This window comes from Nesterenkonia xinjiangensis (assembly GCF_013410745.1).
Taxonomy (GTDB): domain Bacteria; phylum Actinomycetota; class Actinomycetes; order Actinomycetales; family Micrococcaceae; genus Nesterenkonia; species Nesterenkonia xinjiangensis.
The window spans coordinates 3,227,426-3,241,108 of the sequence record NZ_JACCFY010000001.1 but is presented as its reverse complement, the minus strand read 5'-3'; the positions used below and the strand labels follow the sequence as shown (position 1 = coordinate 3,241,108).

Here is a 13,683-nt window from a genome sequence, read left to right as displayed (position 1 = left end):
AGCGGATCCGACAGCGGCTCGGGCTGATCAGTCCCGCAGCGTGGGCTTGATCTTCTGCAGCCGACCCAGCACCCCGTTGACGAAGGGCGGGGACTCGTCGGTGGAGAGATCCCGGACCAGGGCCACGGCCTCGGCGACGGCGACGCCGTCGGGGATCTCCTCGTTGTAGAGCAGCTCCCAGGCGCCGATCCGCAGCGCCATCAGGTCCACCCGCGGCATCCGTTCGAGGGTCCAGCCGCGCGAGTAGGTGGTCAGCAGCTCATCGATGCGCTCACGCTGGGCGCCCACGCCGTCGAGGATGGTCACCACATAGTCGTCGACCACCAGGTCGGCCCGTTCCCGGCGGAGCCTGAGCACCTCGAGGGGCGTCGCGCCACGCTGCTCGGACTCGAAGAGGATCTCGAGGGCACGACGGCGAGCTTTGCTTCGTCTGGCCACGGGTCAGTCCGTGACGCGGCCGAGGTACTCGGAGGACCGCGTGTCCACCTTGACCCTCGTGCCCTGGTCGACGAAGAGGGGAACCTGGATCTCGTGTCCGGTCTCCAGGGTGGCGGACTTGGTGCCGGCCGACGAGCGGTCACCCTGCAGGCCCGGCTCCGTGTAGGTGATCTCCAGCACGACCGAGGGCGGCATCTCCAGATACAGCGGGGTGCCCTCGTGCAGCGCGATGCTCACCTGCTGGGACTCCAGCAGGAAGTTGGCGGCGTCGCCCAGGACGGTGCCCGGGACGGTGATCTGATCGAAGTCCCGCAGATCCATGAAGACATAGTCCTCACCGTCGGCGTAGAGGTACTGATAGTTGGAGCGGTCCACCGTGGCGAACTCGACCTTCGCACCAGCGTTGAAGGTCCTGTCCACGACCTTGCCGGAGGTGATGTTCCGCAGCTTGGTCCGGATGAACGCTCCGCCCTTGCCGGGCTTGACGTGCTGGAACTCCAGAGTGTTCCACAGCTGGCCCTCGATCTTGAGGACGGAGCCGTTCTTGATGTCATTGGAGGTGGCCACTACTTGCCCTTCTTCACTTCGGATGCAGGTGTCAGTGCGTCGGTCGATGCACGTGACGGCGTCAGCGGGTGTCGATTCTACAGGGAGACCGGCGACCCTTCGTCCGACTCCCCGATCTCCTGGTAGGTGGCGAACAGGATCGAGGCGTCCGGGATCTCCACCGTGGCCGGCTGACCCTGCCCGGAGAGCAGCACGAAGCGCAGCTGGTCCCCGCGGTTCTTCTTGTCCCGTCGGATGCCCTCCAGGAGCTGGTTCCAGCGATCGTCGCGGTACGTGACCGGCAGCCCCAGCGAGGTGAGCACCGCATGGTGACGGTCCGCGGTGGCGTCATCGAGACGGCCCAGGCTCCGCGCCAGCTCCGCGGCGAAGACCATGCCCACGGAGACCGCCGCGCCGTGGCGCCACTGATACCGCTCTGCCAGCTCGATGGCGTGCGCCAGGGTGTGGCCGTAGTTCAGCGACTCGCGCGTCCCGAAGTCCTTGGGGTCCTCGCTCACCACCGAGGCCTTGACTCTGATGGACCGCTCGATGAGCTCGCGCAGCTGAGGAGAGTGTGGATTCTGCGCCTGCTCCGGCGACGACTCGATGATCTCGAGGATCCGCTCGTCGGCGATGAAACCGCATTTGACCACCTCGGCGAGACCGGCCACGAGCTCATTGCGCGGCAGCGTCAGGAGCGTGTCGAGGTCAGCGAGCACCGCGGCAGGCTGGTGGAAGGCGCCCACCAGGTTCTTGCCCTCGGCGGTGTTGATGCCGGTCTTGCCGCCGACGGCCGCATCGACCATGGCCAGCAGGGTGGTGGGCATGTGCACCACACGCACTCCCCGGAGCCAGGTGGCGGCGACGAAGCCGGCGACGTCGGTCACCGCACCTCCGCCCACGGCCACCACCGCATCGGAGCGGGTGAAGTCGTTCTGCCCCAGGACCTGCCAGCAGAAGGCGGCGACCTGGATGTGCTTGCCCTCCTCGGCGTCAGGGATCTCTGCGACCACGGCCTTGTAGCCGGCGTTCTCGAGGTCCTGACGCACGACGTCTCCGGTGGCGCGCAGGGCGCGGGGGTGGATGACCAGGACCCGCTCGGCCTGGGCGCCGATCATCTGCGGCAGGCGGCCCAGCAGGCCGTTGCCGATCACGACCTCGTAGCCGAGCTCCTGTCCGCCGGAGCCGCCGCCGTCCCCGACGGTGATGACGGTGGGCTCGGGCCGCTGCTCCGCCGTCTCCGCGGAGCCGGACCCCTGGGGGGCGGTCCCGGACGGGGATCCCTCGCCGGGCGCGGCGTCGTGCGGTGCGTCGTTTCGCGGTGCAGCGTCGTGCGATGCAGTGTCTGCCTGCGGGCTCATGGAGTGAGGTCTTCTCCTCGTGGGGATTCAGTGGACGGCACGGAGTGCTCTGACGATGGTATCGACTCGCTCGTCGATCGTCCCCTCGGCGGGTTCGACGACCACGTCGGCGCACTCACGATACAGGGCTTCGCGCTCGGCATAGATGCGGCGCCACGCGGTGACGGGGTCGTCGCCCAGCACCGGTCGGGAGGAGCCGTCACCCAGCCGCTGAGCCGCCTGCTGTTCGGTGAGGTCAAGCATGACCACCAGCTGCTCCGCCAGCGCCTCGCGGGTGCGGGAACTCAGGACGGAGCCGCCGCCCAGGCTGATCACCGACGGGCGAGGTGCATCGAGCAGCTCGGCGACCACCCGTTCCTCCTCGGCGCGGAAGGCGCTCTCCCCGCGCTGGACGAAGTACTCGGCGATGCTGCCGTGGCGGGCGACGAAGAAGTGATCGGTGTCCACATGCGGGCGTCCCATCCGGCGGGCGAGCGCCGCCCCGACCGTGGACTTGCCGGAGCCCATGGGGCCGATGAGCACGATGTTGCGCGAGAGGTCCGGCATGCGCTCGGGCCCCGCCATCAGTCCTGCATGGCCGCGGGGGCCTGCAGCGGGTCACCGTCGGTGCCGGTGCGTGTGGGGTCGGCGCCGAGCTCAGGGAGCGAGGCGAGGTAGGACTGGAGGTTCCGACGCACCTCGGGGAGGCTGTCTCCGCCGAACTTCTCCAGCACGGCCTGGGCGATGACCAGGGAGACCATGGCCTCGGCCACGACCCCGGCGGCCGGGACGGCACAGACGTCGGACCGCTGGTGGTGCGCCGTGGTGGGCTCGCCGCTGGCGGTGTCCACGGTGCGCAGGGCGCGGGGCACGGTGGCGATCGGCTTCATGCCTGCCCGGACCCGCAGCGGGGTCCCGATGCTCATGCCGCCCTCGATGCCGCCCGCGCGGTTGGTGGTGCGGCGGACGCCGGCCCCTTCGGGCTCGATCTCATCATGGGCCTGGGAGCCACGTCGGCGCACAGTGCGGAAACCATCGCCGACCTCGACGCCCTTGATCGCCTGGATGCCCATCAGCGCACCGGCCAGGCGGGCGTCGAGACGCCGGTCCCAGTGGACGAAGGAACCCAGTCCGGGAGGAAGCCCGTCCACGACGACTTCGACGACGCCGCCGAGGGTCTCTCCGGCCTTGTGGGCGTCGTCGACCTCGGCGACCATCCGCCGGCTGGTCTCCGGATCCGTGCAGCGCAGCGGGTCAGCGTCGAGGCGCTCGACCTCGCGGGCCGAGGGCGTCTCGGCGTCCTCCGGGATCTCTACGGAGCCGATCGCGGTGGTGTGCGAGACCGTGGTGATCCCCAGGTCGGAGAGGAACGACTGGGCCGCAGAGCCCAGCGCCACACGCATGGCCGTCTCCCGGGCCGAGGCGCGCTCCAGCACCGGGCGGGCCTCGTCGAAGCCGTACTTCTGCATGCCGGTGTAGTCGGCGTGGCCGGGGCGAGGTCGGGTCAGCGGCGCGTTCCGGGCCAGCCCTTCGAGTTCGTCGGGATCCACCGGGTCCGCGGACATGACCTTCTCCCACTTGGGCCACTCGGTGTTGCCGACCTCGATGGTGAGCGGCCCGCCGAGGGTGAGCCCGTGGCGCACACCGGCCAGCAGACGGACCTGGTCCTTCTCGAACTTCATCCGAGCTCCGCGGCCGTATCCGAGGCGACGGCGCGCCAGGGCGTCCTGGACCATCTCGGTGGTCAGCCGCACCTCGGCGGGAAGGCCCTCGATGATGCCGACGAGGGAACGGCCGTGTGATTCTCCGGAGGTCAGCCAACGCAACATGGCCTCCATGATGCCATGTCGGCAGACCCCGGGAGGCGTCGACGACGGCGAATTCCGCCTGATGGACGCCCCCGTGTCCTGCCTCCGGCGGGCAGGGGCTGCTCAGCCGGACTGATAAGCGGGACTGCTCAGCGAGGCAGGGCCGCGCGCATCCGCGCGACCAGCTCTGTGTGCTCCTCGGCGGAGAGCGAGGCGGCGGGCCGGGAGGACCCCACGGTGAACCGTTCGACCTGCCGGACGGCCTGGTGCAGCAGCATGGCGAGCCCGGAGACGACCTGTCCCCCAGCCCGCTCCCACGCCCCGGCCAGCACCGAGGGCCACGGATCATAGGCCACGTCGAGCAGCGCCACGTTCTGCGGCAGCCGAGGCAGCCCCGGGGCCACCTCGTCGGCCGCCCGCGGGGGAAGCGTGGAGACGACAGCGGCCAGCTCGTCACCGGCCAGATCCCCGCCGAGCCGGCCGAGCGGCAGCAGGCGTAGGCGAAGTCCGAGCGCCTCGGCCACCGGATGCAGCGCCTGCGCGCGCTGAGGGGATCGCGCATAGGAGCGGACCTCCTGGAACCCGAGCTCAGCCGCCGCCGCCAGCGCGGCCGCAGCGGTGGAGCCGGCACCGATCACGCCGAACCGGCCCTGATCGGTGGCGCCGGTCCGCAGCCCGGCCTCGCCCAACGCGGTGACGATCCCGTCGACGTCGGTGTTCTCACCGTGCATGCCGTCCGGGCCGTGGACCACGGTGTTGAGCACCCCGAGGGTCTCCACACGAGCCGAGACGGTGTCCATGTGCGAGACCATCGCGGCCTTCAGCGGCATGGTCACGGACCATCCGACCCAGTCCTGGTCGGCGCCCTCGGTCGCCAGAAACCGTGGGAGGCCGCTGAGGTCGACGTCCCGGCGCGAGTAGTCAATGTCCACCCCTAGCAGGCGATAGGCCGCACCATGCAGCGCCGGGGAGAGCGAGTGGCCGATGGGGTGGCCCAGGACCGCGGCGCGGGTACCCCTCACTCGCCCTCCTCGACCTCAGCCTCGGCGGCCTCCTCGTCGGCGGGGCTGCAGACCCCGGGGTTGTCATCGCAGTACTCGTTGAACACGGCGACATCCTCGAGGTGCTCAGCGTAGGTCTCGTTGAAGCGCGTCTCGCCCGTCTCGACGTTGACCGTCACCCAGTAGTAGTAGTCGGTGTCGGCCGGATCGGCGGCGGCCTCCAGCGTGGCCGGTACGGGGGCGGCGATCGGTCCCGGCGGCAGTCCTTGATGGACGTAGGTGTTGTACTCGTTGTCCGCGTTGAACCGCTCCTCCTCCGGGAAGTGCAGGTCGCCGGAGAGGCCCAGACCATAGTTGACCGCCGCGTCGATCTGCAGGAGGCCGTCGGTCTCGCTGTTGTCCGGGTCGAGCCGGTTCTCGATCGCTCCGGCCATCAGCCGGTAGTCCTCCTCCCGCTCACCACCGTCCCGCTCCTGGTGATTGGCCTCTCCGGTCAGGAGCGAAGCGATGATCACGGAGCGCCACTGCTCGTCCTCCTCAGTGATCCCGGCATCCTCCAAGTACTCGAAGGTCCTGTCGACCATGATCTGGAGGATCTCCTCCGGTTCGGCGTCCAGGTCGAAGCGGTAGTCCCCCCTGGCCAGGTAGCCCTCCAGCGTGGAGGCCTCCTCGGGCAGCCCGTAGTCCGTGGGGTCCTCGGCGGCCTCGCGGAACTCCTCCTCGGAGAATCCGGTGCCCTCCTCGAGCGCGGCGAAGACGTCGTCGATGCGCCAGCCCGCCGCGATCGCGACGTAGTCCTGGCCCGCCGCGTCCGGAGTGAGCGCGGCGATCGCATCGACGGCGGGCATCTCCTCGCGCACCTCATACTCACCGGGCTGCAGGATCCCGACATCGTCGGACTCACGCAGGGCCGCATCGAGGGCCTCCGGGCTGGCGATGATCCCCTGGTCGGCGAGCCGATTGGCGACCACGGCCCAGCCCTCGCCCTGGTTGACCTCGAAGGTGGTCGTCTCGCCGGCCTGGGTGTCATAGTCCTCCGGCCCGGAGAGCAGGCCCCCGAAGACGGCGTTGAACACCAGGGCGAAGATGACCAGCAGGACCGCGAAGCCGCTGATGACCAGCCCGAGGGCGATGTTCCGGCGTCGACGCCGTTCGTGCCGCCTGGTCAGGATCTCACGGCTGGCTCCTGTGGCGATGGGCGTCACCGTCTGATACCCGCGGCCGTAGCTGGAGGAGGTGATCAGCAGCGGCGTGCCGTCGGCGTCGTGCTCGATGTGGTCCTGGTCGAGATGCTCCTCAGGGCCCAGCAGGTCCTCGGCCTCTCTCAGGTCCTCGGCATCAGGCAGCTCCGCGGGGTGGACCTCTCCGGCGACCTGGGCCCTCCCGGCCGGATCCGGCGACGCCGCGCCGATGGCCTCTTCGAAGGGGACCTGCCCGACCGGAGCCCCGGAGGCCGCCGAGGTGCCTGGGCCGCCGACGGCAGATGCCCGGTGCGGCGCAGCCTGGTGGTCCGCCCGAGCGCGCTCCCGTGCCTCGCGGATCTCTCGACGGCGACGGCGGGAGCCCGCCTGATGCGGCATATCATCGCTCACGCGCGGGTCCTCACTGGTGTCAACAGCACATGTCTGTGCGATTGTAATCTATTCGTGATCAAAGCTCGGTCAAAGGGACGATCTCGGCGCGGTCAGCCGTCCTCGGCGATCATCCTGCGCCAGCTGAGCCGCGCCTCGAGGGCCTCTTCAGCCTCCGCGATCACCCGCGAATCCCCCGCAGCACGCGCGTCTGCGAGCTCCCGCTCGAGTCCGGCGATGGTCTCATCCAGCTGGGCGAGCATGGAATTCTGGCGGGCCATCGTCTCCGGGTCGGTCCGCCGCCAGTGCGCCTGCTCGGCCTCGCGGAAGGCGTCCTGGACGCGCTTGAGGGCGCCTTCCATGCGCTTCACGTCACCGCGCGGCACGCGCCCGGCCGCATCCCAGCGTGCCAGCAGGGCGTGATACTCGTCGCGGACGGCATCGGGAGCCGAGAACGGCATGAGCTTCTCGAGCTCCTGCAGCACCTGCTCCTTGACCTCGAGGTTGGCGCCGTATTCGGCGTCGACCTCTGCATTGGCCGCATCGCGCGCAGCGAAGAACACGTCCTGGGCCGCGCGGAAGCGCGTCCACTGGGCGTCGTCGGTCCGACGGGCACCGCGGCCGCAGGCCTTCCATTCGTCCATCAGCCGGTGGTAGGCCTTGGTCGTGGGGCCGAAGTCGGTGCTGTGCTGCAGCTCCTCGGCGCGGGCGATGAGCTCCTCCTTGACCTTCTTGATCTCTCCGTGTTCCTTGTCCCGGTGGCTGAAGAAGGCGCGACGCTCCTTGTCGAAGGTGCTGCGCGCGGCACGGAACCGCTTCCAGTAGGGGTCCTCCTGAGACTTCGTCAGGCGCGGAGGCTTCTTCTGCTCAGCCTTCCAGGCGTCGAAGAGCTCACCCATGCGCTGCTGGGCCGACTTCCAATGCTGGGTGGCAGGGTCCGCGGCAGCGAGCCGCTCGGCCTCTGCCACGATCTCCTCGCGGACGGCCAGGTGCTCGGCCACAGCCTTCTCCGCCTGCTCCTTCTCCAGGACGGCGCGGGCGTCGATGCCCTCGCCCAGTGCGGTCAGGATGCTCCGCAGGGAGTCGGTGTCCCCCACCCAGGCGCCGCCGTCGAGCTCAGCCAGCAGGGCGTCCCGACTCTCACGCAGCGCCTTGGCAGAGTCGGCGGCAGTCTCCACCCGGGCTCTGAGCAGCAGCGCGCGGTTGTAGAGCTCATCGAACTTCCGTGTGAAGTACTGCAGGGCCTCCTCGACCGTGGCGCCCGGATACTGCCCGACGTAGGCCTCCCCTGTGGCTGCCTCCCCTGTGGCTGCCTCCCCTGTGGCTGCCTCCCCTGTGGCTGCCTCCCCTGTGGCTGCCTCCCCTGTGGCTGCCTCCGCCGTGGCGGCCTGCGCCTCAGCCGAGGAGGACAGGGCGAAGACGTGTCCGTCCTCGTCCACTCGCGCCCGCCGTCGCGCCTCGTCGAGGGTGGTCTCGTGGTGTCCGGGTCTCACTGCGGCACTCATGACCACCACCCTACCGGCACCGCGCGCGACCTGCGACGGGGCCGGTATGATGATCCAGTCTTCCGACCCGTCACCTCCAGTGAGGAGCGTCCTCTCCGCATGGCACGCACAACGTCCCTCTCCGGCTTCACCGAGTGGCTCCCCCAGGAGCGCCTGGTGGAGCTCCACGTGCTCGACACGCTGCGGGAGGTCTTCGAGCGTCATGGGTTCTCCTCCGTCGAGTCCCGCGCGGTGGAGACGGTGGAGACGCTGCTGCAGAAGGGCGAGATCGACAAGGAGATCTACGGCGTCTCCCGACTCCAGGCGCAGGACGACGCCGAGGCCCGCCTCGCGCTGCACTTCGACCTGACCGTGCCCTTCGCCCGATACGTGGTGGAGAACGCCGGGCACCTGGCTTTCCCCTTCCGCCGCTACCAGATCCAGAAGGTCTGGCGGGGGGAGCGCCCCCAGGACGGCCGATACCGCGAGTTCACCCAGGCCGACATCGACATCGTCGGCGACGGAGCGCTTCCGTTCCGCTGCGACGTCGAGCTGGCCGTGGTGATGGCCCGTGCACTGGAGTCGCTGCCGATCGGAGACTTCCGTCTGCGGGTGAACAACCGCAGGCTCTCCGAGGGGTTCTACCTCTCGATCGGGCTGCAGGACACCGCTGCGGTGCTCCGCGCGATCGACAAGCTCGAGAAGATCGGTCGTGAGCGGGTGGCCGCCGAGCTCATGGAGACCGCCGGTGCCACCGCCGAGCAGGCGGAGAAGGCGCTTGCCCTGGCCCAGATCCGCACCGAGGACCTCAGCTTCGTGGAGCGGGTCCGTGCGCTGGGCGGCGAGCACGAGCTGCTCGACGCAGGCCTGGCCGAGCTCGCCGAGGTCATCGGGGAGCTCGAACGCCGCGTGCCCGGACGCGCGGTGGCCGACCTCTCCATCGCCCGCGGGCTGGACTACTACACCGGCACCGTCTATGAGACCGTCCTCGAGGGTCACGAGTCGCTCGGCTCGATCTGTTCAGGCGGACGCTATGAGTCGCTGGCCTCGGCGGGGAAGCGCAGCTTCCCCGGGGTCGGGCTCTCCATCGGAGTGACGCGTCTGGTCTCCCGGATGCTGACCGAAGGCACCGTGACCTCCACCCGTGCGGTGCCCAGTGCGGTCTACGTGGCGCTGCGCACCGACGAGGATTGGGGAGCGGCGCAGGACGTGGCCGACGCGCTCCGGTCCCGGGGGGTCAATGTGGAGGTCGCCCTGCGTGCCGAGAAGTTCGGCAAGCAGATCCGCCACGCCGACCGCCGCGGCATCCCCTTCGTGTGGTTCACCGACGACCAGGGCCTTCACGAGGTCAAGGACATCCGCTCCGGCGAACAGGTGGCCGCAGATCCCCGGACCTGGACGCCGCCCGAGGAGGATCTGGTCCCGCGGGTGCTCCCCGCGGGCTGATCCGGGAACGGGCTCCGACCACGAGGCACGGACGTGCCACGCAGCAGCCACCACACGCCATACACCAGCACCACGAGGCCGACGCGACGCACCACCGCCGCAGCGACCTCCGACAGACCTCCAGGGAAGGACACCGTGCTTCGCACACATCACAACGGCGCCCTGGGCGCCGAGCACATCGGACAGACCGTGACGCTGACCGGCTGGGTCGCCCGTCGCCGCGACCACGGCGGCGTGGCGTTCCTCGACCTGCGCGATGCCTCCGGCGTGGCCCAGGTCGTGGTGCGCGACGAGAAGGACTTCGCCCCGCTGCGCAACGAGTACGTCCTCCAGGTGCGCGGCACCGTGGAGCGCCGCCCCGAGGGCAACGAGAACCCCCACCTGGCCTCCGGCGAGGTCGAGGTGATCGCCGCCGAGGTCACGGTGCTCAACACCGCCGACCCGCTGCCCTTCCAGGTGGACGAGCATGTCGAGGTCGGTGAGGAGGCGCGCCTGCGTCACCGCTACCTGGACCTGCGCAGGGAAGCCCCGCAGCGCGCCCTGCGCCTGCGTTCGGAGGCGAACCGCGTGGCCCGGGAGTTCCTGCACTCCGAGGACTTCACCGAGATCGAGACTCCGACGCTGACCCGGTCGACTCCTGAGGGTGCCCGCGACTTCCTGGTGCCGGCCCGCCTAGCTCCGGGCGCCTGGTACGCCCTGCCGCAGTCCCCGCAGCTGTTCAAGCAGCTCCTGCAGGTCGGCGGATTCGAGAAGTACTACCAGATCGCACGCTGCTATCGCGACGAAGACTTCCGCGCGGACCGTCAGCCGGAGTTCACCCAGCTGGACATCGAGGCCAGCTTCGTGGACCAGGAGGACATCATCGGCCTGACCGAGGAGCTCGTCCAGCGACTGTGGCGGCTGATCGACGTCGACCTGGAGGGCCCGCTGCCGCGGATCACCTACCGTGAGGCGATGGCGCGCTACGGCACCGACAAGCCGGACCTGCGTTTCAGCCTCGAGCTGGTGGAGCTCACCGAGTACTTCTCCGAGACTCCGTTCCGGGTCTTCCGGTCCCCCTATGTGGGCGCTGTGGTCATGCCCGGCGGAGCCGACCAGCCCCGCCGGACCCTCGACGCCTGGCAGGAGTGGGCCAAGCAGCGCGGCGCCAAGGGGCTCGCCTACGTGCTCGTCACCGAGGACGGCGAGCTGGGCGGGCCGGTCGCCAAGAACCTCTCCGAGCGGGAGCGGGCCGGCCTGCTCGAGGCCGTCGGCGCTCAGCCTGGAGACTGCATCTTCTTCGCCGCGGGCGAGCAGAAGGCCTCTCGTGCGCTTCTCGGCGCGGCCCGCGTGGAGATCGCCGAACGCACGGGACTCATCGACCACGACTCCTGGTCCTTCGTGTGGGTCGTCGACGCACCCATGTTCGAGCCCACTGCTGAGGCCACCGCAGCCGGTGACGTCGCCGTCGGCTCCGGAACCTGGACCGCAGTGCACCACGCCTTCACCGCGCCGAAGCCGGAGTTCGCCGACAGCTTCGACACCGAGCCTGGTGAGGCCCTCGCCTACGCCTACGACCTCGTCTGCAACGGCAACGAGATCGGCGGAGGATCGATCCGTGTCCACCGGCGGGAGATGCAGGAGCGGATCTTCGCCGTGATGGGCATCGGCGAGGAGGAGTCACGCGAGAAGTTCGGATTCCTGCTCGACGCCTTCAAGTTCGGAGCGCCCCCGCACGGTGGCATCGCCTTCGGCTGGGACCGTGTGGTCGCCCTGCTCACCGGGGAGTCCTCGATCCGCGAGGTCATCGCCTTTCCGAAATCGGGCGGTGGATTCGACCCGCTGACCGCAGCACCGGCGCCGATCACCCCCCAGCAGCGCAAAGAGGCTGGAGTGGATGCACGTCCCGAGCGCACGGACGGTGCTCCCGAGGGTCAGAAGGCCTCCGCCGCCACCCAGCACGCCACGGCCGAGGCCTGACCCGTCCGCTCCATCCACGGACGCAGGCCGGTGACCCGCGCAGGGCCCGTCGGACTCAGCTCCGGCGGGGTCTGCGCAGCTCCTCCGTGTCGAGGATCAGCGTCACCGGACCGTCGTTGACCAGCTCCACCTCCATGGCCGCGCCGAACACGCCAGTGAGGACCTCGGCGCCGAGCTCGCGCAGAAACCACACATAGTCCCGGCAGACGGGCTCCCCCACCTCCGCGGGCGCCGCCCTGCTCCAGGAGGGGCGGCGTCCCTTGCGCGCGTCTCCGTAGAGGGTGAACTGACTGACGGCCAGCACCGGAGCCCCCGCCTGCTCGGCGGAACGCTCATCGGCCAGGATCCGCAGCCGCCAGGTCTTCTCCGCCAGCAGCCGGGCCTCCTGCTCGGTGTCCCCATGGGTGACGCCCAGCAGGACCACCAGGCCCTCGCCGTCGAAGCCGGAGACGTGGGAGCCGCCCTGAGCCAGCTCGGCGCGGACCTGGGCACGGGAGACTCGCTGGATCACGGCACGCATGGTGCCCATTCTGGCACCGTGGAGAGCACCGCCTCGACCGGCGCGCGGCGGTAGAGTGGTGCTGTCCGATTCGAACATGTCTACGAGGAGTGTCCGGTGACCGATCCCCTGACCGGCGATCTGTTCTCCGCCGCGGACGAGGAGGGCGGCGGACGACGCCGTCACGTCCCGCTGGCAGTGCGCATGCGCCCACGGAACCTGGACGAGGTGGTGGGCCAGCAGCATCTGCTGGACCAGGGTTCTCCACTGCGGATCCTCACCGAGGGATCCCGCGGTCCCGCGGGTGCCTCCTCCGTCATCCTCTACGGCCCGCCGGGCACGGGCAAGACCACGCTCGCCCATGTGATCGCCCGCGGCGAGTCCCGCACATTCGTGGAGCTCTCCGCCATCCGTGCAGGGGTCAAGGACGTGCGTCGCGTCATGGACCAGGCGCTGGAGGACAGGGATCTGCACGGGCGGACCACCGTGCTGTTCCTCGACGAGATCCACCGGTTCAACAAGGCCCAGCAGGACGCCCTGCTTCCCGGAGTGGAGAATGGGTGGATCATCCTCGTCGCCGCGACCACGGAGAACCCCTCGTTCTCCGTGGTCTCACCTCTGCTGTCCCGTTCGCTGCTGCTGACGCTGCGACCGCTGACCGACGAGGACACCGGCGCGCTGATCGACCGTTCCCTGCGTGACGAGCGCGGCCTCGACAGCTCGTTCACACTCGACGACGACGCCCGCGGACACATCCTGCGCATGGCCGGCGGCGACGCTCGTCGGGTGCTGACCACACTGGAGGCGGCGGCCGCCGTCGCCGCAGGACGCGCCGAGGCCGAGGGTGAGGGCGCAGAATCCGCCGAGACCACAGACCGCCCCCTGGTGACGATCACCGCCGAAGATGCTGAGCAGGCGATGGACCATGCGGTCCAGCGCTACGACCGCGACGGCGACCAGCACTATGACATCGTCTCCGCGTTCATCAAGTCGCTGCGGGGCTCTGATCCCGATGCCGCCCTGCACTACCTGGCGCGGATGGTCGTCGCCGGGGAGGACCCGCGATTCATCGCACGCCGCCTGGTCATCGCTGCCGGCGAAGAGGTGGGCATGGCTGACCCCAGCGCGCTGCAGACCGCGATGGCCGCCGCGCAGGCCGTCCAGCTCATCGGCATGCCGGAAGCGCGCATCCTGCTCGCCGAGGCGACGGTCCACATCGCAACCGCACCGAAGTCCAACGCCTCCTATCGGGCCCTGGACGCCGCCATCGCCGACGTCCGAGCCGGCCGCGGGGGCCCGGTGCCGATGCACCTGCGCGACGCGCACTACTCGGGCGCACACCGGCTCGGCCACGGCCGCAGCTATGTCAACGCCCACGAGGAGCCACATCACGTGGCCGCCCAGCAGTACCCGCCGGACGACCTCCTCGACGTCGACTACTACCGCCCCACCGGCAACGGCCAGGAGCGCGCCGTCGCCCAGCGGCTGGAGAAGCTCCGCGCCATCGTGCGCCGGCGCAGCTGAACTCCTGACGGGATCCGGCGCCCCGCTGCCCGGACGACGGTGGGGCCGCCTCCTCCGAAGAGGAAGC

12 protein-coding genes are annotated in these 13,683 nt (G+C 69.9%); 3 read left to right on the top strand and 9 right to left on the bottom strand.

Going from position 1 to position 13,683, the window contains the following annotated elements; all coding sequences use genetic code 11:
- Nucleotides 1-27 precede the first annotated feature (27 nt).
- The 8 genes from nusB to HNR09_RS14490 all read right to left on the bottom strand — a co-directional run bounded on the left by nusB (nucleotide 28) and on the right by HNR09_RS14490 (nucleotide 8,209).
- Nucleotides 28-438 carry a transcription antitermination factor NusB gene (gene nusB, locus HNR09_RS14525; protein WP_179542685.1) on the bottom strand — a complete coding sequence of 137 codons (411 nt, stop codon included), beginning with the start codon at nucleotides 436-438 and terminating at the stop codon, nucleotides 28-30.
- 3 nt (nucleotides 439-441) lie between these two features.
- Complete coding sequence (gene efp / locus HNR09_RS14520; protein WP_179542684.1) at nucleotides 442-1,005, bottom strand: elongation factor P; 564 nt, start codon at nucleotides 1,003-1,005, stop codon at nucleotides 442-444.
- A gap of 77 nt (nucleotides 1,006-1,082) precedes the next feature.
- Nucleotides 1,083-2,345: a 3-dehydroquinate synthase gene (aroB, locus tag HNR09_RS14515; RefSeq protein WP_218881951.1), complete on the bottom strand. Its 1,263-nt coding sequence runs from the start codon at nucleotides 2,343-2,345 to the stop codon at nucleotides 1,083-1,085.
- A gap of 27 nt (nucleotides 2,346-2,372) precedes the next feature.
- A complete protein-coding gene (locus HNR09_RS14510; RefSeq protein WP_179542683.1) occupies nucleotides 2,373-2,909 on the bottom strand; it encodes a shikimate kinase in 537 nt (178 codons plus the stop codon).
- Complete coding sequence (gene aroC / locus HNR09_RS14505; protein WP_179542682.1) at nucleotides 2,909-4,153, bottom strand: chorismate synthase; 1,245 nt, start codon at nucleotides 4,151-4,153, stop codon at nucleotides 2,909-2,911. The genes HNR09_RS14510 and aroC overlap by 1 nt, the downstream gene beginning before the upstream one ends.
- 128 nt (nucleotides 4,154-4,281) lie before the next feature.
- On the bottom strand, nucleotides 4,282-5,154 hold the full coding sequence (locus HNR09_RS14500; RefSeq protein WP_179542681.1) for a shikimate dehydrogenase: 873 nt from the start codon (nucleotides 5,152-5,154) through the stop codon (nucleotides 4,282-4,284).
- Complete coding sequence (gene mltG / locus HNR09_RS14495; RefSeq protein WP_179542680.1) at nucleotides 5,151-6,725, bottom strand: endolytic transglycosylase MltG; 1,575 nt, start codon at nucleotides 6,723-6,725, stop codon at nucleotides 5,151-5,153. The genes HNR09_RS14500 and mltG overlap by 4 nt, the downstream gene beginning before the upstream one ends.
- Nucleotides 6,726-6,817: 92 nt before the next feature.
- Complete coding sequence (locus HNR09_RS14490; protein WP_179542679.1) at nucleotides 6,818-8,209, bottom strand: DUF349 domain-containing protein; 1,392 nt, start codon at nucleotides 8,207-8,209, stop codon at nucleotides 6,818-6,820.
- A gap of 99 nt (nucleotides 8,210-8,308) precedes the next feature.
- Here HNR09_RS14490 and hisS point away from each other — a divergent pair, with 99 nt between their 5' ends.
- Nucleotides 8,309-9,634: a histidine--tRNA ligase gene (gene hisS / locus HNR09_RS14485; RefSeq protein ID WP_179542678.1), complete on the top strand. Its 1,326-nt coding sequence runs from the start codon at nucleotides 8,309-8,311 to the stop codon at nucleotides 9,632-9,634.
- Nucleotides 9,635-9,769: 135 nt separating this feature from the next.
- Entirely contained in the window at nucleotides 9,770-11,593 is a 1,824-nt protein-coding gene (gene aspS / locus HNR09_RS14480; RefSeq protein ID WP_179542677.1) for an aspartate--tRNA ligase, read from the top strand.
- A gap of 55 nt (nucleotides 11,594-11,648) precedes the next feature.
- Here the strand turns inward: aspS and dtd are convergent, their stop codons facing one another.
- Entirely contained in the window at nucleotides 11,649-12,113 is a 465-nt protein-coding gene (gene dtd, locus HNR09_RS14475; RefSeq protein WP_179542676.1) for a D-aminoacyl-tRNA deacylase, read from the bottom strand.
- Between the two features lie 183 nt (nucleotides 12,114-12,296).
- Here dtd and HNR09_RS14470 point away from each other — a divergent pair, with 183 nt between their 5' ends.
- Nucleotides 12,297-13,616 (top strand): replication-associated recombination protein A, encoded by a 1,320-nt coding sequence (locus tag HNR09_RS14470; RefSeq protein WP_179543231.1) that lies wholly within the window; start codon nucleotides 12,297-12,299, stop codon nucleotides 13,614-13,616.
- The last annotated feature ends 67 nt before the right edge of the window (nucleotides 13,617-13,683 follow it).